Here is a 21,534-nt window from a genome sequence, read left to right as displayed (position 1 = left end):
ATTTCGCCACGCTCATCACTCGTTCATTTGTTACAATTTTGTTAAATTTGTTACGCAAGTGTGTATCCTACCATAAAAACTTACACCTGTCAAACCCTTTCACAAAACCTTCACACACTAAATCCGCCATCCAACGCAACGCCAACACCCCATCCCTACCGTCAGACACCAGGAAACTCAGCCTTTCCTCCCAGCCATCCAGCGAAGCGCTGATGGCTCATCCAACTCCCAGGAATCCACTCCCCCCTAGCACTCATCACCCTCTCACTTCCACCAAAAGCCCCACACAGCCACCACTACCTCCCGCCCGGAGCAAACCAGCACCCGTCTCCCTGGCGTCCGTCGTCCGTCAATCCGCACTTCGGTCTGCAACCCACTCCGTACAAAAAAGAGCATCCCCTGCAGCCCATACCCAGGCCACAAGGAACACTCTCCCAACTTCCGTCAAACAAATATAAAAATATAATCAGATATAACTCATAAACCCCTTCCCAACAACCTCACTACTCTTAGTAACCATCAAAAACGCCTGCGGATCCACCTCATCAATAAACCTCTGCAGCAACACCGCCTGTCCCACATCAACCACAGTCAGAATAATCTTCTTATCCTTATGGGTATAAACACCCTCCCCATGATAAACCGTAGCACTCCGGTTCAACTCCTTCATAATAAACTCACAAATTACATCCGGCTTACTGGAAATAATCGTAAAATACTTATTCAGCTTCATCCTCTCAATCGACTTATCAATCAACAACGTCTTAGCCATAAGCCCCAGCACAGAACAAAGCCCCGTAGTAAGATCAAACACCATAAACGAAACAACAACAATCGCACAATCCACCAAAAACAGTGCACCCGAAATATTCATAGTCGAATACTTCTTAATAATCATCGCCACAATATCCGTGCCACCACCCGAAGCATTCTCAAAAAACAGCAGCGCCGCAGCCAACGCCGGCAAAATGATCGCAAAACAAAGCTCCAGCATAATATTCCCGGTCAGAGCCTTATCCATTGGAAAAACCTTCTCAAACACATTCAGAAGCAAAGAAGAAACAACCGTAACATAAGCCGTCTTCACTCCAAAATCCCGTCCAAGAATAATAAACCCAATCACCAGCAAAATAAGATTAATCACCAGGTTGATCTGAGCAGACGTCATCGGAATAAAATGCGAAAATACAACCGCCATACCCGAAACACCACCAAAGGAAAAATTATTCGGGAACTTAAACACATAAATCCCCACATCCATCAGAACAACAGCAAATGTGATAATGATATACTCCATCATACGCTTTGGTATCAGATTTTTCATTAAAAAATATCCTCCTGATCTCCTCAAATAATTTTCACCGGTAACTACCGGTCAAAACCAGCAATCCCCTCATCCTCTTCGTTTATCATACCTTATATCACCAAAAATGCAAATAAAAAAAGACAGAGAAAAATACATTTCCCTGTCCCTTATATCAACGATCACGATCAACCACAGCTTACAGCCCGAAAAACCTCTCCAGAAATTCCGCCACACCATCATGATCGTTATCTCCGGTCACCTCATTAGCTGCATTCTTTACATACTGTTTGGAATTGCCCATAGCAACACCAATACCTGCACCCTCCAGCATTTCCAGATCATTCTCATTGTCTCCGAAAGCGATCACATGCATCCGGTCAATACCAAGCTTTGTGCGAAGCATAGCAAGACCCACACCCTTGTCCACGCCTGCTGCATTAAATTCCGCATTGCCGCTGATGGAAGTAGTCACTGCCACATCATCCAGATCCTTCCATTTCTCACGAAGTGCCCTGCTGGTCTCCATATCATCAAAATAAATATTGATCTTCTCTGCCTGATCCAGAATATCTTTCTGATGATAAAAATCCTTAACATATACATGTCTGCTGAGAAAATAATCTACAAAAGTTTTTTCCAGCAGAGCTTTATCCGCTACAGATACCACATAATCCCTGGCATCTGCATCAGAATAGGCGATTCCGTTTGCATATGCCTCTGCGATCCAGCCCTTTACGCCACTGTTCTCCACGTCTTTCAGGATTTTGCTCACCATTCCTTCTGGCATGGTTTTCCGCCAGATCATCTCATTTTTATCGTAGTCCCAGACAACGCAGCCGTTTTCCACGATTCCCCATTTCACTCCCTCAAGCACGGAAAATTCCTGGGGGATCAGTTCTCTGGTCCTTCCTGTTGCCGGCACTACATAGTGTCCGTCATCGATCAGCCTCTGCAAAACATTTCTTGTTCTCTCGGAAATCTTATTGACACTGTTCAGAAGCGTTCCGTCCATATCTACTGCAATGATGTATTTCTCCATAAATCCTCCCGTACAGGAATTACCGGATCCTCATCATAAACGCCTCGTATGGTCTTAAATCCTCTTTGATTCCTGTTCTGTCTTTATAGTTTACGATTTTGATATCCGCTTTATCGGACACATATCCTGCAAGGCTTTCTGTACTTACTGTATCCTCAGAAAGGTTTGCAACCACGATCCACTGCTCTTTGTCGGAAGTTCTCAGGTATGCAAAGATCTTCTCGTCTTCCGGAAGAAGAAGCTGATAATTGCCTTCTGTGAGAAGCTCCTCCTCATGACGCAGCCGGATCAGATCTTTATAATAATAAAACACGGAGTCATTTTTTTCCAGAGCTTTTTTTACATTGATCTCCTGATAACGGTCGGAAATACGGAACCATGGCCTGCCGGTTGTAAAGCCTGCGTTCTCACTGTCATCCCACTGCATCGGAACTCTGGCATTGTCACGGCTCTTGTTCCATACAGCCTTGCGGAAATCATCTTCAGAGATGGTTTTGTTCTTAATAACAAGATCCTGGTACGCATTACGTACCTCGATATCCTCGTACTCATCCAGCGGGAACTGTACATTTGTCATACCGATTTCCTCGCCCTGATATACATAAGGAGTTCCCTGCATGCCGTGGAGAACAGTAGCATAAGCTTTTGCACATTCCTCACGGTAAGTGGTGTCATTTCCCCATCTGGAGATCACACGTGGCTGGTCATGGTTTTCGAAGTACAGAGCATTCCAGCCTTTACCATAAAGCTTGTTCTGCCAATCGGTCATAACACGTTTCAGCTCGCGGAGATCAAAAGGTTTCAACGCCCACTTGCGGTTTACAGAACCGAGAATGCGGTCAATGTTCATATGCTCGAATGTGAAGATCATGTTCAGCTCTTCCCTCGTCGGATCTGTGAAAAGTCTTGCAACTTCCGGTGTGGAACCTGGTGCCTCGCCAACCGTCATACAGTCATATTTGGAAAGTACTTCCTGGTTCATCTCATGGATAAACTCATGAAGTCTCGGTCCGTTGCTGTGATATTTTCCTGTGTAATACTTACGGTCATCGGTCTTCGGGTAATCCGGGAAGGACTGGTCTTTGGAGATGGATGCGATCACGTCCATTCGCCATCCGTCAGCTCCTTTATCCATCCAGAATTTCATCAGATCATAGATTTCCTTACGGACAGTTTCATTTTCCCAGTTGAGGTCCGGCTGTTTTTTGCTGTAGAAATGAAGGTAATACTGGCCACGCTCTTCGTCATATTCCCAGGCACTTCCGCAGAAACTGGAACCCCAGTTGTTTGGCTCACTGCCATCTGCTTTCGGGTCTTTCCAGATGTAATAATCACTGTATTTGTTGTCTTTTGATTTCCGGCTTTCCACGAACCATGCATGCTCATCGGAAGTGTGGTTGACAACAAGGTCCAGAACGATCTTGATGCCATGTTCGTGAGCTTTTTTGATCAGCTCATCCATGTCCTCGTTGCTTCCGAAACCTGCATAAATTTTCCGGTAATCACTGATATCGTAACCGTTGTCGTCCTGTGGGGAGTCAAAAACAGGGCTGAGCCAAATCACGTCGATTCCAAGGTTCTGAAGGTAGGGAAGTTTTTCAATAATACCCTGAAGATCACCGAAGCCGTCTCCGTTGGAGTCCTTAAAGCTTCTTGGATAAATCTGATATACAACGGAATTTTTCCACCAATCTTTCATTTTTCTGTGTCTCCTTCGTTATTTTTGGCTTTTTTATAGGCGGACCGATCGGGCCCGCCTTTTTGCAGTTCTGATTTTATCCTTATCTTTAAGGCTTATGCAATTCCGAGAAGAGAGAGAAGGATGCTCAGGATGATAACACCAATGATCAGAACTGTGATGCTGATATTTTTCTTTTTCAGCAGGTAGTAACACAGAAGTGTCAGTCCAAGGGGAACAATGCCGATAAAGATCTGATCCAGCATGTTCTGGAGGTTCAGAACAGATTCACCTTTCATCGTGAGTTCATAAGTGGAGTTAAAGGTTACCATGCTGGCAGTCATACCGCCGACCATGATCAGACCTACAATGCTGGCAGCCTTTGTCAGGATGTTCATAAGACCGCTTGCATAAACCTTCTGGATGTATTCGGAACCAAGTTTGTATCCCAGGAATGTTCCGTAATATTTCACAAGAATAGACGGAATGTTGAAAAGAAGCAGGAACACGATCGGTGCCAGAACGTTTCCGGATGCACCAAGTCCTACTGCGATTCCGGCTGCGATTACACGGAGAACGCCCCAGAAAATGGAATCACCAATACCTGCCAGAGGTCCCATCAGGGAAGATTTCACCGCGTTGATGGAACTTGCGTCAAAATCTTTCTGCTCGCTGTTTTTCTTCTCCATGGATGCCACAAGACCCATGATGAATGTAGATAAGGTGATGGTTGTATTGAAGTAGGACATACTTCTTGTGAGGGCAGCTTTTTTGCCTTCCTCATCGTTTTTGTAAAATTTGTTGATAAACGGCATCAGGGAATAGCAGAAACCGGAAGCTCCCTGTTTTGCCGGGCTTACTGCCGCATACAGAGTAAAGGAACGCCAGAACGCTTTTCTCAGCATTTTTCTTTCATCTGCAGGAATGGATTTCGTTAAATTACTCATGAGAAAAATTCCTCCTCTTCTTCGTCAAGATATTCGTCAGAACCACCGGCCGGTGAAACTGCTACTCTCTGTGCTGCAAGCTGGTTCAGCTTGTAATCGTTCATACCAATGGAAATGGCAATGATCACACCGATCACGGCAAGGGCGATCAGCGGAAGGTTTAAGTATGCTGCAAGGACAAATCCCAGGAAGTAGAACATGCAGATCTTGTTGTCCCAGAGCATTTTCATCAGCATCGCCATACCTACTGCCGGAAGAAGTCCGCCGCAGACGGTCAGGCCATTCATAACAACATCCGGGATCGCATCCAAAAGTGCGCTGACTGCGTCAGATCCAAACAGGATTCCGAAGAATGCGAACAGGGAATACAAAAACCAGTTTACAGCCCAGAGTCCGTAATGAAGGGCGACGATCTGTTTCTCCTTGCCCTCTGCTGCCAGACGGTCGAAGGTTTTTGCAAACATACCTACAATAAAGATGTAGAGAACGGTCTTGATCTGAAGACCAAGGATACCAATTGGAAGTGCCAGTGTAAGAGCTACCTCAGAACCTTTGCCAAGCATGATGGCAAAAGCAGTTCCTACGGCTGTGGCGATTCCGGGTTCTGCCGCGGAAGCACCGCCGATATTTACAACTCCCATGAATACGGCTTCCAGTGAAGCTCCGATGATCACTCCTGTGTGAAGATCTCCAAGGAACAGACCTACCAGCGGTCCGATGACGATCGGACGGTTCAGCATGGTAAATCCGATCAGCTCTGCACCGCCGACACAGATGAATACGGCAAGTGCTACAAGAAATGCGTTTAACATTTTTTCTTTCCTCCCTTTTTTGTTACGTTTTACTTATTCCGTGGATATTCACATTCCACGATCTGCATTCCGATAACTATTACGTTTATTCTTTTTTATATGCATCAGTTTAATTTATCAAGCACATCCTTCACAAGTTTCTGCTCATCATTCGGTACCTGCTGCATACAGGTCTTCGGGTCAAGGGCAACCAGGTCTTTCAGCGCCTGCTGCTCTGTTTTTGTCAGCATGATGGTCGGTGTCAGGACAAGTTTCTCGGAAACATCGATTCCATCGAAACGTCCGGTATTTCCTACATTGAGGAATCCGATCTCGCCAACGCTCTGTCTTACTTTCAATGCATCTTTTACGGTTCTTGTGAGAACCAGGATACGCATCTTGGATGCTTTCGGGTTATTTAAGATACGGATGGCTTCGTCCACCGGTTTGATCAGGGATTTAATTCCGCCAGGTACTGCCATTTTCAGCGCCATTTTCTGGGTATTGTCGTTGGCTGCCTCATCATTGGCTACCACGATTCCCTGTACTGCCAGCTGCTTGGTCCAGGTCATGGCAACCTGTCCGTGAATCAGACGGTCATCTACACGAAGTGCGGTGATCTTTGCTGTGGAATTGTCGTAGGACTGCGGGGCCGGTGCTTTTTTCGGTGCGGATTTCTCTGCAGCTGGTGCAGCATTTTCTTTTGCCGGAGATTTTTTCTCCCCGCCCAGATCTACCACCTGAAGTTCTTCCCTTGCGTCATCGATGAACTCCTGGATCTCTTCCTCTGTTACATCGTCATCTGCCATCATCACCTGCATCAGGACAGGAAGGTTGGTTCCTGTGATCAGCGTAACATTTTCTTTCTGGCTGTATCCCAGAAGTTTCTGGTTTACGCTTCCTCCCATCAGGTCTGTGAAAACGAAAATCCTGTCGTTTTCATGCTGTGCGAAATATTCTTCAAACTTTTTCTCCACATTGTCTTCCGGTGTTACGTAAGCGTCGATGGTTGTGATCTCGGCCATTTTTCCAACGATCAGTTCTGCTGTGTAACGGATACCGGAGGCCATTTTTCCATGTGTGGCGATCAGAATCTGTTTCATCTGGTATTCACTCCTTCTGTACTCTTTCCCTTTGGTTATGTACCTAACCTTTATGTTCACACTATAACATCAAAGATAGGTTGTGTAAATAGGTTATGTACATAACCTATTATTGTGACAAGTTCGAAATTATGGTTTTGTGCAGGTTTCACATAGATAATTTTACCAAAAAAAGCCGAAAATACTCTGGCTGTCAGATACTGACAGTTCCCGTATATTTCGGCTTTTGACATTTTTATTCTGTTTAATTCTCATCCTGCGGCTGTAACGACTTCCGCGGTATCAGTGTAACCGGAAGCTCGATCTCATTCTCCCGCTCTTTCTCCACACCGTTGATCCGCTCCATCAGGATCTCCACCGCAAGGGAAGCTTTCTGCTCCACATTCTGGCTGATCGTGGTCAGCCTTGGCACGGAAAATTCCGCATAGCTGATATTATCGTATCCTGCGATTCCAATCTCCTCCGGGATTTTCACTCCACGGCTGCTGAAAAAGCTGATCGCCTCCAGCGCATAAAGATCTGACAGGAAAAACAGGGCAGTCTTCGGTTTTTTCCGCTGGATCAGCCACGCATAGCTTTCTTTTCGTTTGGCGTAGTTCATTCCAAGAGCGGTAAACTGCACCTTCTGCTTTTTCCCTGCAAATTCTTTCGCTGCACGCTGGGCACCCATGTAACGGAAATGATCCACACCATTGTCACGGCCTGCACAGACCTGGATATGCTCATAACCGCATTCCAGGAGATATTTTGTCATAAGGTAACCGCCGCTCTCGTCGTCCAGTCCAATATTCAGGACATGGTTTTCCTGGCCTGCGTCAAGCTCGCCGTAGGCATCAATGGAAACGATGGGCTTGTTGATCAGCTGATAGATTTTTTCGCAGTTACTTTTGCTGAAAGAGATGGCAATGACGCCGTCCACATCCCAGCCCATGACCATCTGAAAGATCTTGTCCGTATCTTTTGCAGAATAGAGCATCAGATAGTAGCCAAGTTCCTGCACGTATTTCTCAATAAAACCGATGATCTTTCCGTAAAAAGGATCTCCGATAACAGAATCCTTGAAGTCTTTATGATAATTGATCACAACTGCGATCAGCTGAGATTTCTCCTTATTGAGAACTCTCAGTCCCATTTTCTGGACATATCCCATTTCCCGGATAAGATTCTCGATCTTCTCAATGTTTGCAGGAGATACTTTTTTTGTTTTTCCATGTATGACGTTGGAAACAGTTGTTGTGCTTACACCTGCTCTCTGCGCGATTTCCTTAATGGTTGCCATTGTCTGTCCTCCAGAGATATTTCTGTGCGGAAGCCACTGCATTGGCTCCGTCTGAAACAGCAGTTACTATCTGGCGAAGTGCCTTGGTACGAATATCCCCCGCTGCAAAAACCCCAGGTGCGCTGGTAACACCATCTTCTCCTGCACAAATATATCCGTTTTCATCCAGCTTAAGCTGGTCTTTTACAAGTGCCGTGCTGGGAACAATGCCTACTGCGATAAAAACGCCGTCTGCTTTCAGTTCCCGTTCTTCCTCTGTTTTCACATTGCGGATCTTAAGACCTGTCACTTCTTCCTGGCCCAAAATCTCAAGTGGAACACTGTCCCACACCATTTCTATATTTTCGCAGGCAAAAACCTTCTCCTGAATGGCCTTATCCGCCCGAAGCGCATCACGGCGATGGACAAGATATACTTTTTCACAGAGACCGGAAAGAAAAACCGCATCCTCTGCTGCCACGTTTCCGCCGCCCACTACCACTGCAGTTCTGTCCTTATAAAAAGCTCCGTCACAGGTAGCGCAGTAGGAAACTCCAAGGCCGCCAAGATCATCTTCTCCCGGAATATCCAGCTTCCGGTGCTCTGCCCCAAATGCAAGGATCAGCGTTTTTGCCTGGTATTCGTGTTTTTTTGTACGGATCGTCTTGACCTCCCCGGAAATATTTTCCAGGGAAAGAATCTTCTCGCGCTGCGGTTCCAGTCCCAGTTTCCGTGCATGCTCCCCGAACGCTTCCCCCAGATCCATGCCTGAGATTCCCGGCATTCCCGGATAATTATCCACCTCATAGGTAGCTGTGATCTGGCCGCCCGGTGCGAAATTTTTGTCGATCCATATAGTATTTAATCTGGCCCTGGACGCATAGATCGCTGCCGTGATCCCTGCCGGACCTCCGCCTAAAATTGCAAGATCATAGATATCGCTCATGTTATTTCTCCATAATTTATCGGCTTTTTTTCTGTATTTCCGTTCACATAATATCATAGATTCCGTAATTTTCCAATATGATAGAACAAAGCATCCTGCTGAAAGGATCTCCTATGTCTTTTAAGATCCGGGGAAAAAAATCTCCTCTTTTTATCACTTTGCTGCTTGTCCTGACGCTGTTTGCAGGCCTCACTGCCGGCTATTTTTCCGCCCATGGGATCACGGAAAATGGAAAATTTGAAGCCTTTTCCAGAAAAGTTTTTCAAAATGAAGTCTCCGGCAGCACACTTACTCTTCACTATTCCCTGGCACATCCGGAAAAACAGGGCATCCCACGAAAAAAAGCCTCTCTTGGCACCGTCCCCACCGACATGAAAAATACATATCAGATCTGCAGCCAGTACGAAGAAAAGCTGAAATCCTTTCGCTACAGCCGCCTTTCCACGGAAAACCAGCTGACTCTGGATTCCATGCTCCTCTATTATCATACGGAAAAATCTCTGGGCGACAATTATCTTCTCCAGGAACCACTTGGGCCAAGTCTTGGTATTCAGGCCCAGCTTCCGGTACTTCTGGCGGAATACGCTTTTTATGAAGCTCAGGATATCACCGATTATCTCAACCTTCTCACCACCATCCGGCCTTACTTTCAGAGTATCCTGAAATTTGAGAAAAAGAAATCCGAAGCTGGTTTCTTTATGAGCGACACTACTCTGGACCGGGTTCTGGCACAATGCAGCGCTTTTATCCAGAATCCGGACAACAATTATATGCTGGATATTTTTCAGAAAAAGCTCTCGGATTATGGAAAACTTTCCGTTTCAGAACAGAACGCTCTGATCCTGACCCACAAAAGTCTCATGAAAACAGAAGTCATTCCCGCCTATCAGGAACTTATGACCGGACTGGAAGCTTTGCGTGGCACAGGGAAAAACAATCGTGGCCTGACTTATTTTAAGGGAGGAAAAGTCTACTATCTCTATCTTCTCCAGAGCCAGACCGGATCTTACGTTCCTGTGAAACAAATGGAAAAACGCCTCTCCAGACAGCTTTCCAGTGAGATCGGTATTGCAGGAACCATGCTCCGCAAAAACCCGGAACTTCTGGCTACACTCAACCAGGGAATCACTTTCAAAGAAATGAAACCCGCCCAGATGCTGAACGCCCTTCAGCAGAAGATCCAGGCAGATTTTCCAGCCCTTGCAGATGTCACTTTTGAACTCCGCACAGTCCACGATTCCATGAAAGATTACTTAAGTCCCGCCTTTTATCTCACCCCGCCCATGGATACCGGAACGCCTAATGTGATCTATATAAATCCGGCTGCCAGTTATCAGGGTCTGGAACTTTTTACCACACTGGCACATGAAGGATTCCCGGGACATCTTTACCAGACTGTCACTTTTGAGCGCCAGAATCCCTCCGGCATCCGGAATCTGCTCTGCACCTCCGGTTTTGCGGAAGGATGGGCCACTTATATTGAGCCCTTTGCCTACCAGTACGCAGCCGGTTATATAAAGGATCCTTCTGCCACAGAACTTGCCAGGATCTCCTGGCTGAACCGCAGCATCAACTTATGTATGTACTCACTTCTGGATATTGAGATCCACTACAACGGCTGGACCCAGGCCGAAGCAGCCAGCTTCCTGAAAGCCTTTGGCATCGAAGAAAGCACCGTTGTCTCCGAAATCTATCAGTACATCCTGGAAACCCCCGGGAATTATCTGAAATACTACTGGGGCTACTTAAGCATACTGGACCTACGCACCTCCGAACAGAACCGCCTGGGCCAGGATTTTGACCTCAAAAAATTCCACAGCCAGGTGCTGAAAATCGGTGGTGTACAGTACCCAGTGCTGGAGAAGTATATTGACGCGGAATTTTAACCAAATCAAGTAAGTCCCCTGCTTCAATTGCGAATATCCGCTTGACCTCTTTACTCCAGCCCCGCAAAAAACAGCTCATAAAAATCATCCTCACCCTCAAGCATCGGAGAATTCTCCCCGCCACCATTGGTGCTCCGCTTCATAGCCGCATAAAACTCTTCCCCCGCCGCAATCAGATCCATCTCATAAACTGGAACCCCAAGCTCCCGGCACTTTTTACAGAAGGCAGCCAGCGGCTCCTTCTCCTTACGGGTAGCCAGCAAAACCTCCCGAAGCGCCGGGTCCCTGCGGGCCTTTTCCTTCAGATTATCAAGCATCTCCACAACTTCCATCCAACTTACTCTCCCTTCGCACAATCTCTAAACAGAACATCCAGTTCCGGAATCTCCCTCTTCAGAGAAACCAGCTTCCCATCCCTGGTAAAACAATTCTTCGAAGAAGCCACAGTACAGACCTCGCCCCTGGTCACATTAAAAAACTCATAATCCAGTTCCAGAACCGCACCACTATACTTCCTCACTGAAACCGAAATCTCCACCACATCATCAAAAAGCACCGGCTTCTTATAAGAAACCGAAACCCCCGCAACCGGAGAAACGATCCCCCGATTCTCCACCTCGCCATAACCAAAACCCATCTCCTTCATAAAATCGATCCGGGCCTCTTCCATCCATTTCACATAATTGGAATGATGGATAATCCCCATCTGATCCGTCTCATGATACTGCGCCTTACGCCTGTAAACACCCACAAAAACACTCCCTTCCATTTTTCCTACAGTATACACCACACCCCCACACCAGGCAACAACACCTCACCCTTCCCACTTCATTTCAAACCGACAGCGAAGCGCCTCGGCTCATCCCCTACCGTTAAACCACAAGGAAACTCAGCCTTTCCTCCACGCCGTCCAGCGCAGCGCTGACGGCTCATCCAACTCCCGAGAAACCACTCAACCTCACATTCTAAACCGAACTCCCACCCCGCCACTCTACCCTCACACTCTGAACCTCACTGCCCGGGCAGCCATCAGCACTTCCCGGCTTGAAACACCAGCTGGCAAGGCGTGTGCTGTCTGGCGACGACTCTGCAGGAGGGGTGCTGATTCTTAGTCGGTGGAAATCTGCGTTGCTTCAAAAATTCTCGCTGTTTGAGCGAAGCGAGTTCGGGAATTTTTGAAGCGGTTTTAGCAGATTTTCAGCGGCTTAGAAGCCAGCCCCCGACGAAGCCCCGGCGCCGGACAGCACACGCCTTGCCAGCGTCCGTCCAACAAAACCACAAACCAGACAGCAACCCCAACACGGGCGTACGTTCCCTCCCACCACCCTCTTCCCACGAAAAAAAAAATCTGCTATAATACAACCACGCAATAATAAAACGAACATTCACAAAACAACTACATTCAAAAAAATCAAAGAAAGACAAGGTAAACCATAAATGAAATTCTCACCCAACATCAAAATCCCCGACTCCCTCAAACGAGTCCTCAAAAGAGAATCCACCCCTACCCCGCTGCAAGAGCCCAGGCGTCCCATCAAACGCAACCCCAAGGACAACATCCCGTTAAACTTCCGCGAACGCAGCAACGCCCGCATAAGCCTTCTGGCATCCATCGTTGTCCTTGCCATCCTGGTACTTTTCTTCAATCAGCTGGACTACCGCCTTATCCGCAAACCAGCCATTGATGCCCAGAAAAAAGCAGCTGCAATAAAAGAAAAACAAGAAGCAGCTGCCACTACCGGAGAAATCACCACAGCCTCCGTTATCGCAGTCGGCGACAACCTCTACCACCAGAGCCTCATAGACGCAGGCGCATCCTCGGACGGCAACTGGAACTACGACAAAATCTACACCCACATCCAGGACGCCATCAAAGACGCAGACATCAAAATGATCGACCAGGAAACCGTCTTCACAACCGACCACGACAGCGTAAGCTCCTACCCCTCCTTCGCAACCCCGACCGAAGTAGGCGACGCCATCGTAAAGGCCGGATTCAACGTAGTAGAATCCGCCAACAACCACATTGATGACTTCGGCGAAGGCTTCCTCACCGACACACTGAACTTCTGGAAAACCAATTATCCAGATGTCACACTTCTCGGAATCCATGACTCCCAGGAAGATGCTGACACCGTAAAAATCCGCGAAGTAAACGGTATCAAAATCGCATTTCTGGATTACACCTACGGCACAAACGTAGGCGGAATCGAAGGAAAAGACTACATGATCGACATGATCCGCAAGGACAAGATCACAACCATGATCCAGAAAGCCAAACAGCAGGCCGACTGCATCATCTTCGTAGCACACTGGGGCACCGAAGACGAAACCATGCCAAACGAATACGAAAAACAATGGGCAGCCTATCTCATGGAACAGGGTGTAAATGTCATCATCGGCGGTCACCCACATGTACTTCAGCCATACGGCCGCCTTACCGATGATAATGGCAATGAAGCTGTCGTTTTCTACTCTCTGGGAAATTTCGTATCCACCCAGCAGAAACTGGAAGAGCTCCTTGGCGGAATGGCAAAATTCACTATCCAGAAAACGGTAAAAGATGGCAAAACTTCCATCGAGATCCTGACACCAACTGTAGAACCTCTGGTTATGCATTACAACAGCGATGCCGGAGAATTTGGGCCATACATGCTTTCTGACTACACGGAGGAACTGGCATCTCAAAATGGTGTCCAGAAATACATTGGTTCCGGTGTATTCACTCTCGACAACCTGAAAAAGAAATTCAATGAAATCATGTCCATGAATGTTACCCCATCCACAGGAACCAATCTTCTGGATGTAACCATTGATACTGATCTGAATATGATTGATGCATCCGGAAATATCGTAGAAGACACCGATTCTATCACAGCAGAAAAATATTATGCGGACAAAGGAATTGACATTAATTCCGAAAATTTCAACTCTGCAGACAATAATTCTGGCAGCACAGACAGCTCCTCGGATGACACCTCCGATGATGGCTCGGATTCTTATGATGACAGCAGCTATGACGATGGTTCCTACGATGATACTTCTTACGACGATTCTTCTTATGATGACTCCTACTATGACAGCGAAGAGTAAGTTGTATTAATTCCAGATAAAAACACCGGAGATCGGAATGTCTTATCTTCCAATGACATTCCGATCCCCGGTATTTTTTATTTTCTGTTTTTTGTCAGAACTTCACCACCTGTTTCAGTCCCTGAATCACCAGCATACTTAATCCTGACAATCCATAAACGGTCAGAAGCTCTCCCATTTTAAGTGTCTGCACTACAAAAAAAATCATGAAGCACCGGAACCGTAAGTACCACTGTAAGAAGTATAAATCCAGCCAGGAACGCTCCCTGCATAAAATGGTTATTAAAAAATTCTCCGGTAAAAATCACCGGTTTTTTCGCCTTACAATTATATCCGTGAAGCAATCTTGACAGGCACAGCACCGCAAACGCCATAGTACCTGCCAGCACTTTATTTCCATCCCGATATCCAATCAAAAATGCAGCCAGCACCACAGCACCGATCACACCACCTTCCACTCCAATGCGGGTCAGGAAATCTTTTGTAAGAATGGATTCCTTTACGGGTCTGGGCTTTTCTCCCATCACATCATGATGGTAAGGTTCCAGCCCCAGCGCAATGGCCGGAAGGCTATCCGTAAGCAGATTGATAAACAGCAGATGCACCGGCGCAAAAGGAACCGGTAAGCTCATCAGAGAAGCCACAATCACTACCAGAATTGCCGCAAAATTTCCGGAAAGAAGAAACTGTATAGCTTTTTTGATATTTTCATAAATATTTCGTCCACTCTCCACTGCCTTGATGATCGTGGCAAAATTATCATCCGTCAGAACCATAGATGCCGCATCTTTTGCAACCTCTGTCCCCGAGATTGATCATTGCCGTTTCTGTGGGATCTCCGATCTCCTGCCCTTCCACATTGGTGGAATCGTTGCACAGGATACTGAACCTGAGCATCTGTCCCTGAAGGGGATCTTCCGGATCGATCTCATCTGCAGGGATATCACGTCCGTCCACATAGTAGTGTTCAATAGTCATACGGTTCTGCGTCAGTGTTCCCGTTTTGTCCGAACAGATCACCGATACGCTTCCAAGCCCTTCCACAGACTGGAGCTTCCGGATGATCGCACCTTCCTTTGCCATTTTTCTGGTACCAAAAGCCAGCACGATAGTCACAATGGAACTTAAAGCCTCCGGGATCGCCGCTACAGCCAGCGCCACTGCAAACAGGAATGCATCTGCCACATTTCCGCCTTTCAGTACCTGCAGGACAAAAAGTGCTCCACACAGCAGAAGGATCATCATGGAAAGCTTTTTGCCAAACTGATCCAGATTAACCTGAAGCGGCGTTTTTTTCTCCGAAGTATTCTTCAAAAGGCTGGCGATCTTTCCAACTTCCGTGTTCATTCCAATGTCTGTTACAAGAAAAACACCTCTTCCATAAGTTACGTAACTTCCGGAAAATACCATGTTTTTCTGATCCCCCAGGGCCAGTTTCCCTTCCAGCGGGTCACTGATCTTATCCACCCCGAGGCTTTCTCCGGTAAGTGCGCTCTCATCTGTTTTCAGGCTGGCACTCTCCAGCACACGTCCATCTGCCGGAATATAATCCCCCGCCTCCAGATGAACGATATCTCCTACTGTGATCTCCCGTCCCGGGATCTGCACCACTTTGCCGTTCCTTACCACTTTTGCCTCCGGTGCAGCCAGCTGTTTCAGGCTTTCCAGGGAATTCTCTGCCTTAATGGTCTGCACAGTTCCCAGGATCGCATTCATGGTGATCACCAGCAGGATCACTGCCGCGCTCTCTGTTTCACCCAGGAACAGGGAACCCACCGCCGAAACAATCAGGATCAGCACCAGAAAATCTTTATACTGTTCCAGAAAAATCTGCAGACTACTTTTTTTCTTACCTTCCGCAAGTTCATTGAATCCGAATTTTTCCTGCCTTCTTTTTACTTCCTCATTCGTCAGAAAATCCTGTTCCCCATTCAGATCTCTGCGTACAGTTTCTACCGTTTCATTGTAATAAGCTTTCACAGATACCATTCCTCCTTTACAGATCCTTAGCAGAATCCCTGTTAACAGTATGGGCAGAATCGTAAAAAAAGAGACTTTTATTGCACAAAAAACATGCAATAAAAGTCTCGCTGTTTCATCACGATACGGACAGGCATTCACCCATCGAGATTGACGACATCATGAACACTGACGTGCCAGCTACTCCCCTTTATATGGCTTACTATACTGTCCAAAAAGACATTTGTCAACCCGGAATATCAGTATGTAAATACGCCGACTCCATAAGCTTCCAGCGGATATGCAAAAGAAAATTCCCGGTTGTCGCAGTTCTTCTTCTCTGCCTTGAATGCCTTGCCTTTCGGAAGAAGTCCCTGCTCATTCATAATCAGTTTGTACTGTTTCTTCTTCGGTACACCTACACGGTAATCCGGACGTGCTACCGGCGTGAAGTTGCATACAACCAGAATGTTGTTACGTCTTGTGGGGGATTTTCTCACAAAACTAAAGATGCTTCTGTCGCCATCGTTGGCATTGATCCACTCAAATGCAGACGGATCATTGTCCGCACCATAAAGTGCCGGATATTTCCTGTAAATATGAAGAAGATCACTGACATACTGCTGCAGTTTCTGATGATTCTCCTCTCCAAGAAGATACCAGTCAAGCTCTCTGGCCTCACTCCACTCCCGGAGCTGTCCAAAATCCTGTCCCATAAACAGAAGTTTCTTACCAGGATGTCCGAACATGAAGGTATAGCCAGCCTTCAGGTTCTTGAATTTATCATCCAGTTCGCCTGGCATTTTTTCCAGCATGGAGCACTTCAGATGTACTACCTCATCGTGGGAAAGAACCAGAACATACTTCTCACTGTATGCATAAGTCATGGAAAATGTCATCTTATTATGATTAAATTTACGGAAATACGGATCCAGCTTCATATATTCCAGGAAATCGTTCATCCATCCCATATTCCATTTCAGGGAGAATCCCAGGCCGTCATCTTCTGCCTTGCCGGTTACCATCGGCCATGCGGTAGATTCCTCCGCAATCATGACAGTTCCATGATTTCTTCCGAGAACAACCGTATTCAGATGCTTGAAGAATTCAATGGCTTCCAGGTTCTTGTTTCCACCGTATTTATTGGCAACCCACTCACCGTCTTTTTTACCGTAATCCAGGTAGAGCATGGATGCAACCGCGTCTACACGGAGACCGTCAACGTGGCATTCTTCTACCCAGTAAAGGGCGTTTGCGATCAGGAAGTTCTTCACCTCCGGGCGTCCGTAATTGTAGATCTTAGTTCCCCAGTCCGGATGTTCACCCTGTCTCGGATCTGCATGCTCATAAACAGCAGTTCCGTCAAAATTAGCCAGTCCATGTGCATCCTTCGGAAAATGTGCCGGTACCCAGTCAAGAATGATACCGATCTTCTGACGGTGGAGATAATCAACCAGATATTTGAAATCCTGCGGTGTTCCGTAGCGGGAAGTCGGTGCATAATAGCCGGTTACCTGATAGCCCCAAGAGCCGTCAAAAGGATGCTCTGCGATACCCATAAGCTCCACATGGGTATATCCCATTTTTTTGACATACTGGGCAAGCTTCGGCGCCAGTTCTCTGTAAGAATAAAAACCATCCTCATCCTCTGCTGTCTGCGGATGCTTCATCCAGGAACCCGGATGTACCTCATAGATCGACATGGCGCTTGTATCCGGATCAAAGTTCTCACGATTTTTCATCCAGGTATCATCTTTCCATTTATAGTTGGTGATATCTGTAATACGAGAAGCTGTTCCGGGACGCATTTCAGCGGCATTGGCATATGGATCTGCCTTGTAAAGCTCCTCACCATGTGCACCTGTAATGTAAAATTTATACAGCTGTCCGATCTTCGCTCCCGGTACAAATGTCTCATAAACACCAATGGGTCCAACTTTTTTCATGGGATTCTTCTCTGTGTCCCATTCATTGAACTCACCTACAACAGAAACCGCCTGTGCATTAGGTGCCCACACTGCAAAATAAACCCCTTTTTTCCGGTTCTGCGTGTCCGGATGTGCTCCCAGCTTCCTGTAAATATCATAATTCGTGCCCTGACCGAACAGATACTGGTCAAGCTCCGTAAATTGTAATTTCTTTCCCATTTTCAGGTACCTCCCTTTATAGTTCTGCCACCGTCCATTCCCCAATTTTAAGTGGAGTTTTTTATTCTATAATTATACCAATCCCTATATTTTCAGTCAAGGAAAAACCCTCTTCGGCTAATATGTGTCTATTATCCGACAGTGTCAGATAAAGTCAAAAAAGAGACCTGAATGACGCACATTTTGTCACTCAGGTCTCTGGTGTTATTTAACCAAATATCTTCTTAATTATTCTTCACTTCCATCATCGTAGGAACCATCGTCATAGGAACCGTCATCATAGCTTCCATCATCGGAAGAACCATCGGAATAATCACTTCCGTCAGAGGAATCATCGGAACCGTCACTGACATCAGAACCATCGGAAGAGCCATCGCTGACATCTGTGCTGTCAGAAGATTCGCTTCCATCGGAGGAATCTGCGGAATCACTGGAATTTCCTGCATATCCTGCAACACGTCCTGCCTGAAGGGAGCTGTCCCAGAAGTCAGAATAGGAAGCACTCTGTAAAGTAACATCTTTAGCTGCTGCAAGTTCACTGACTGTCACCAGCTTATATCCTTCATTGACCAGTTCCGGAATCAACTTCTCAGTAGCACATTTTACAGATGGCTCATGGATATCATGCATCAGAATGATAGAACCATCACTCAGATCGCTGTTCATGATCTCATTGTAATCCGCATCCGCATCCATCAGTTTCCAGTCCAGGGAGTCTGTGGACCACATGAAAAACGGTTTGCCTACTGCTGCCATCTGTTCTTCTGTGATTGCTCCATACGGTGCACGGCACACGGTTGCAGCCTGTCCGCAGGCTTTCACCAGCTCGTCATCTGTTTTCTGGAATTCCTGTACAACAGAATCCAGATCCATATTCGGAAGAGTCTGTGACGGATGATCCCAGGTGTGGTTACCAATCTCACAGCCAAGCTGAACCATTCTCTGTACGGTGGACTCACGTCCCTCAACATTCTGTCCCAGCATAAAGAAAGTAACATGAATGTTATATTTCTCAACTGTGTCAAGAAGTGTTTCTGTATATTCTCCAGGTCCGTCATCAAAAGTCAGGGCAATCATCGGACGCTTCTGAGTCGGGTCGTAGGAACCATCCTCATTGAAGTAATAATCCTTCACGCCTTTCTCAACCCATCCGGTCTGCATATATCCATTCTCATCAAAACTGTATGTAGTTCCGTCAATCTCCGCAAAACCATTGATATAATATGTACCGTCCGGATTCTGATACCACTTTCCTGTGGAATCTTCATGCCATCCTGGTGTCATAACCGAAAGCTTGTCCGCAGCCGCTGAACCCTTTACAGGCATCACCGTAGCATCTGTGCTGCTGTTATCCGAACTGCTGTCTCCAGATGAATCTGAAGATCCGGAATCGGACGACGCGGAAGCATCTTCTGTACTGTTATCCGTGGAAGTTCCTGCCGTATTCGCCTGCACATTTACAGTCTCTGCATCTTTACTGCTTCCACCGCCTGCATGATTGACAATCGGAAGAATTACCCCTCGAACAACAAAAATCAGCAGAAGAATTGCCGCCACCACACAGGTTATGCGTTTCATCATCCTCCGCCGTCTTAATTGCTGCTGCTTTCTACGCATTCTTTCGCGCAAAACTCTTTTGTCCATTTTATATATCCCCATTTATATTACTTATAACTTTTTAATGTCTAAACTTTATCATACCTCATTTGGTATTCAAATACAATGGAATTTCCGAAAGAATCTCTTAATTTTTGCCTCTGGTCTTTCTGTAAAAAAAGCGGTTCCCGGAAAGAATTCCAGGAACCGCATCGCATTTCTCTGTTTTACTCTGCTGAATCTGTTTCTCCCTCTTCAGGAACCATATCTGTGGCTTCTGCTGCTTCCAGTTCTTCATCAACCGTTCCCTCAGCGCTGCTTCCGTCTTCTGACGGATCGTCTCCGTTTACGCCTTCGGTATCACCGGCAGTAACTTTTTCTTCCACTGTAGCATTATCCAGTATAAAATCTTCTACCCTGAGAAGTCCGATGGATTCATCTACTGCAGCCTGTCCATATTTATCTACCAGCGCTGCCAGATCTTTGACATTATATGCCTTAATCAGTTCATCCTGAATGCTGAGAGATTTTTCATCCTCAAGTGTCATATTCTCCGCATCCATAATTCCCTGCACAATCAGGTTCTGTTTCACCTTATATTCTGCATACTGACTGCTCTGTTCCTCAAAATCATCCATGGAAATTCCCTGCGCTTTTACAAAATCCTCCAGAGTCATATCACCCTGTTTTGCGTAATTTTCGTACAGTGTCTTAAATTCTGTTTTTGCTGTATCCAGATCATCCTGAGGATATTCTTTTACTTCGGAAGCAGAAAGTACTGTATTCCATGCAGTCTCACGGAGTGTATTCTGTGCGCTTGTTTTTGCCTCATCCTCCAGTGTGGTGCGGATCTCTTTTCTGTATTCTTCTGCGGTTTTGCAGTCTGTATTCTTAGCTGCCCAGTCATCGGTAAGCTCCGGTGCACGTTTGAAGCTCTGCAGGGTAACTTTGAATACAACTTCCTGTCCTGCCAGCTCTTCAGATGAATACTCTTCCGGGAATGTAAGATCGAGATCTTTTGTCTGGCCTTTTTTCATTCCGATAATTCCATCTTCAAAACCGTCAATAAAAGTTCCGGAACCAATGGTCAGTTCATAATTGTTGGCTGTTCCTCCATCAAATGCCACACCATCTTTGGTTCCTACATAATTGATCGTAACCACGTCACCGTTCTGGACGCTTCCTTCGGTTACTTCCTCGGCCTTATTCTGTAATTCTTCCTTAATTCTTCCGTCAACCATATCATCGGTTACCGCTTCTACAGATTTATCAAGAGACAGCCCCTTATACTGTCCGATTGTCACATATTTGCTGACATCATCCACAGATACCAGTCTTGTATCTCCGGAAACTGTGCCTGTACTTTCTTTATCTGAATCTGATTCTGCGGAATCTGCTGCTTTGGAATCTTTTTCATCAGCTGTATCCTGTGATTCCGCTGTGGATTTTGTTTCTTCTTTCTGACCTGCAGATGTGCCGCAGGCTGTCATTGCCATAGCCGCACACAGTGCAAGAATAACGAGATATGTCTTTTTCTTCATATCTTACTCCCTTCATCAAATAAAACGGATATTTACATTCCGATTCAAACTCTATATTCAACTGTGGATTATTATAGTCTTTTTTTATATTTTCCTGTAAAATCTGAATTACTTTTTTACATTTCAGGAACCGGTGTCGGCCTGGAAGAATCCCATACTTCAGATACATCAAACAGATCACTGAGCATATCCGGATTATAATACATACGATATCCATCCAGATTTCTTCTTCCCTGTCGGAAAT

At 46.1% G+C, this 21,534-nt stretch carries 15 protein-coding genes and 1 pseudogene; 2 read left to right on the top strand and 14 right to left on the bottom strand.

Annotation, left to right across the window (positions count from 1 at the left end):
• Positions 1–466 precede the first annotated feature (466 nt).
• From G5B06_RS15265 to trxB, 8 genes are all read right to left on the bottom strand, one after another.
• Positions 467–1,324, bottom strand: a complete 858-nt coding sequence (locus tag G5B06_RS15265; protein ID WP_173762229.1) for a YitT family protein — start codon at positions 1,322–1,324, stop codon at positions 467–469.
• 178 nt (positions 1,325–1,502) lie between these two features.
• A complete protein-coding gene (locus G5B06_RS15260; protein WP_173762228.1) occupies positions 1,503–2,345 on the bottom strand; it encodes a Cof-type HAD-IIB family hydrolase in 843 nt (280 codons plus the stop codon).
• A 19-nt stretch (positions 2,346–2,364) separates the two neighbouring features.
• Entirely contained in the window at positions 2,365–4,044 is a 1,680-nt protein-coding gene (locus tag G5B06_RS15255; protein WP_173772438.1) for a glycoside hydrolase family 13 protein, read from the bottom strand.
• Between the two features lie 95 nt (positions 4,045–4,139).
• Positions 4,140–4,970, bottom strand: a complete 831-nt coding sequence (locus tag G5B06_RS15250; RefSeq protein WP_021651182.1) for a PTS system mannose/fructose/sorbose family transporter subunit IID — start codon at positions 4,968–4,970, stop codon at positions 4,140–4,142.
• Positions 4,967–5,782 (bottom strand): PTS mannose/fructose/sorbose/N-acetylgalactosamine transporter subunit IIC, encoded by an 816-nt coding sequence (locus G5B06_RS15245; protein ID WP_173762226.1) that lies wholly within the window; start codon positions 5,780–5,782, stop codon positions 4,967–4,969. The genes G5B06_RS15250 and G5B06_RS15245 overlap by 4 nt, the downstream gene beginning before the upstream one ends.
• A gap of 104 nt (positions 5,783–5,886) precedes the next feature.
• A complete protein-coding gene (locus G5B06_RS15240; protein ID WP_173772437.1) occupies positions 5,887–6,864 on the bottom strand; it encodes a PTS mannose/fructose/sorbose transporter subunit IIAB in 978 nt (325 codons plus the stop codon).
• 244 nt (positions 6,865–7,108) lie between these two features.
• On the bottom strand, positions 7,109–8,143 hold the full coding sequence (locus G5B06_RS15235; RefSeq protein ID WP_173772436.1) for a LacI family DNA-binding transcriptional regulator: 1,035 nt from the start codon (positions 8,141–8,143) through the stop codon (positions 7,109–7,111).
• Positions 8,130–9,068, bottom strand: coding sequence for a thioredoxin-disulfide reductase (gene trxB / locus G5B06_RS15230; RefSeq protein ID WP_173772435.1), 939 nt, complete (start codon positions 9,066–9,068; stop codon positions 8,130–8,132). Before trxB ends, G5B06_RS15235 begins: the two co-directional genes overlap by 14 nt.
• 113 nt (positions 9,069–9,181) lie before the next feature.
• On the opposite strand from trxB, the gene G5B06_RS15225 reads away from it, so the two are divergent.
• Positions 9,182–10,954 (top strand): DUF885 domain-containing protein, encoded by a 1,773-nt coding sequence (locus tag G5B06_RS15225; RefSeq protein ID WP_244094580.1) that lies wholly within the window; start codon positions 9,182–9,184, stop codon positions 10,952–10,954.
• A 50-nt stretch (positions 10,955–11,004) separates the two neighbouring features.
• On the opposite strand, the gene G5B06_RS15220 is transcribed toward G5B06_RS15225, so the two are convergent.
• A complete protein-coding gene (locus G5B06_RS15220) occupies positions 11,005–11,286 on the bottom strand; it encodes a hypothetical protein (protein ID WP_021976992.1) in 282 nt (93 codons plus the stop codon).
• A 5-nt stretch (positions 11,287–11,291) separates the two neighbouring features.
• On the bottom strand, positions 11,292–11,705 hold the full coding sequence (locus G5B06_RS15215; RefSeq protein WP_330606739.1) for a thioesterase family protein: 414 nt from the start codon (positions 11,703–11,705) through the stop codon (positions 11,292–11,294).
• A gap of 686 nt (positions 11,706–12,391) precedes the next feature.
• On the opposite strand from G5B06_RS15215, the gene G5B06_RS15210 reads away from it, so the two are divergent.
• A complete protein-coding gene (locus tag G5B06_RS15210) occupies positions 12,392–14,047 on the top strand; it encodes a CapA family protein (protein WP_243278923.1) in 1,656 nt (551 codons plus the stop codon).
• 179 nt (positions 14,048–14,226) lie between these two features.
• On the opposite strand, the pseudogene G5B06_RS19655 reads toward G5B06_RS15210, so the two are convergent.
• From G5B06_RS19655 to tig, 4 genes and pseudogenes are all read right to left on the bottom strand, one after another.
• A pseudogene (locus G5B06_RS19655) lies at positions 14,227–16,027 on the bottom strand (HAD-IC family P-type ATPase).
• A gap of 239 nt (positions 16,028–16,266) precedes the next feature.
• Entirely contained in the window at positions 16,267–18,153 is a 1,887-nt protein-coding gene (glgB, locus tag G5B06_RS15200; RefSeq protein WP_173772434.1) for a 1,4-alpha-glucan branching protein GlgB, read from the bottom strand.
• Positions 18,154–18,381: 228 nt separating this feature from the next.
• Complete coding sequence (locus G5B06_RS15195) at positions 18,382–19,734, bottom strand: polysaccharide deacetylase family protein (RefSeq protein ID WP_244094579.1); 1,353 nt, start codon at positions 19,732–19,734, stop codon at positions 18,382–18,384.
• 242 nt (positions 19,735–19,976) lie between these two features.
• The gene (gene tig, locus G5B06_RS15190) at positions 19,977–21,290 is read right to left on the bottom strand and encodes a trigger factor (protein WP_173762221.1); all 1,314 of its coding nucleotides are present in this window, start codon (positions 21,288–21,290) and stop codon (positions 19,977–19,979) included.
• Positions 21,291–21,534 lie beyond the last annotated feature (244 nt).

The organism is Blautia luti, from assembly GCF_013304735.1.
Taxonomy (GTDB): Bacteria; Bacillota; Clostridia; order Lachnospirales; family Lachnospiraceae; genus Blautia_A.
Note: the sequence above shows the minus strand (reverse complement) of the source record. Positions and strands in the feature narration are given on the sequence as shown.

What these genes read in the sequence shown, in the direction of transcription:
- G5B06_RS15260 (WP_173762228.1), bottom strand. Translation starts at nt 2,345, where the DNA reads ATGGAGAAATACATCATTGCAGTAGATATGGACGGAACGCTTCTGAAC.
- trxB (WP_173772435.1), bottom strand. Translation starts at nt 9,068, where the DNA reads ATGAGCGATATCTATGATCTTGCAATTTTAGGCGGAGGTCCGGCAGGG.
- G5B06_RS15240 (WP_173772437.1), bottom strand. Translation starts at nt 6,864, where the DNA reads ATGAAACAGATTCTGATCGCCACACATGGAAAAATGGCCTCCGGTATC.
- G5B06_RS15250 (WP_021651182.1), bottom strand. Translation starts at nt 4,970, where the DNA reads ATGAGTAATTTAACGAAATCCATTCCTGCAGATGAAAGAAAAATGCTG.
- G5B06_RS15255 (WP_173772438.1), bottom strand. Translation starts at nt 4,044, where the DNA reads ATGAAAGATTGGTGGAAAAATTCCGTTGTATATCAGATTTATCCAAGA.
- G5B06_RS15195 (WP_244094579.1), bottom strand. Translation starts at nt 19,734, where the DNA reads ATGATGAAACGCATAACCTGTGTGGTGGCGGCAATTCTTCTGCTGATT.
- G5B06_RS15245 (WP_173762226.1), bottom strand. Translation starts at nt 5,782, where the DNA reads ATGTTAAACGCATTTCTTGTAGCACTTGCCGTATTCATCTGTGTCGGC.
- tig (WP_173762221.1), bottom strand. Translation starts at nt 21,290, where the DNA reads ATGAAGAAAAAGACATATCTCGTTATTCTTGCACTGTGTGCGGCTATG.
- G5B06_RS15225 (WP_244094580.1), top strand. Translation starts at nt 9,182, where the DNA reads ATGTCTTTTAAGATCCGGGGAAAAAAATCTCCTCTTTTTATCACTTTG.
- glgB (WP_173772434.1), bottom strand. Translation starts at nt 18,153, where the DNA reads ATGGGAAAGAAATTACAATTTACGGAGCTTGACCAGTATCTGTTCGGT.
- G5B06_RS15210 (WP_243278923.1), top strand. Translation starts at nt 12,392, where the DNA reads ATGAAATTCTCACCCAACATCAAAATCCCCGACTCCCTCAAACGAGTC.
- G5B06_RS15235 (WP_173772436.1), bottom strand. Translation starts at nt 8,143, where the DNA reads ATGGCAACCATTAAGGAAATCGCGCAGAGAGCAGGTGTAAGCACAACA.
- G5B06_RS15220 (WP_021976992.1), bottom strand. Translation starts at nt 11,286, where the DNA reads ATGGAAGTTGTGGAGATGCTTGATAATCTGAAGGAAAAGGCCCGCAGG.
- G5B06_RS15265 (WP_173762229.1), bottom strand. Translation starts at nt 1,324, where the DNA reads ATGAAAAATCTGATACCAAAGCGTATGATGGAGTATATCATTATCACA.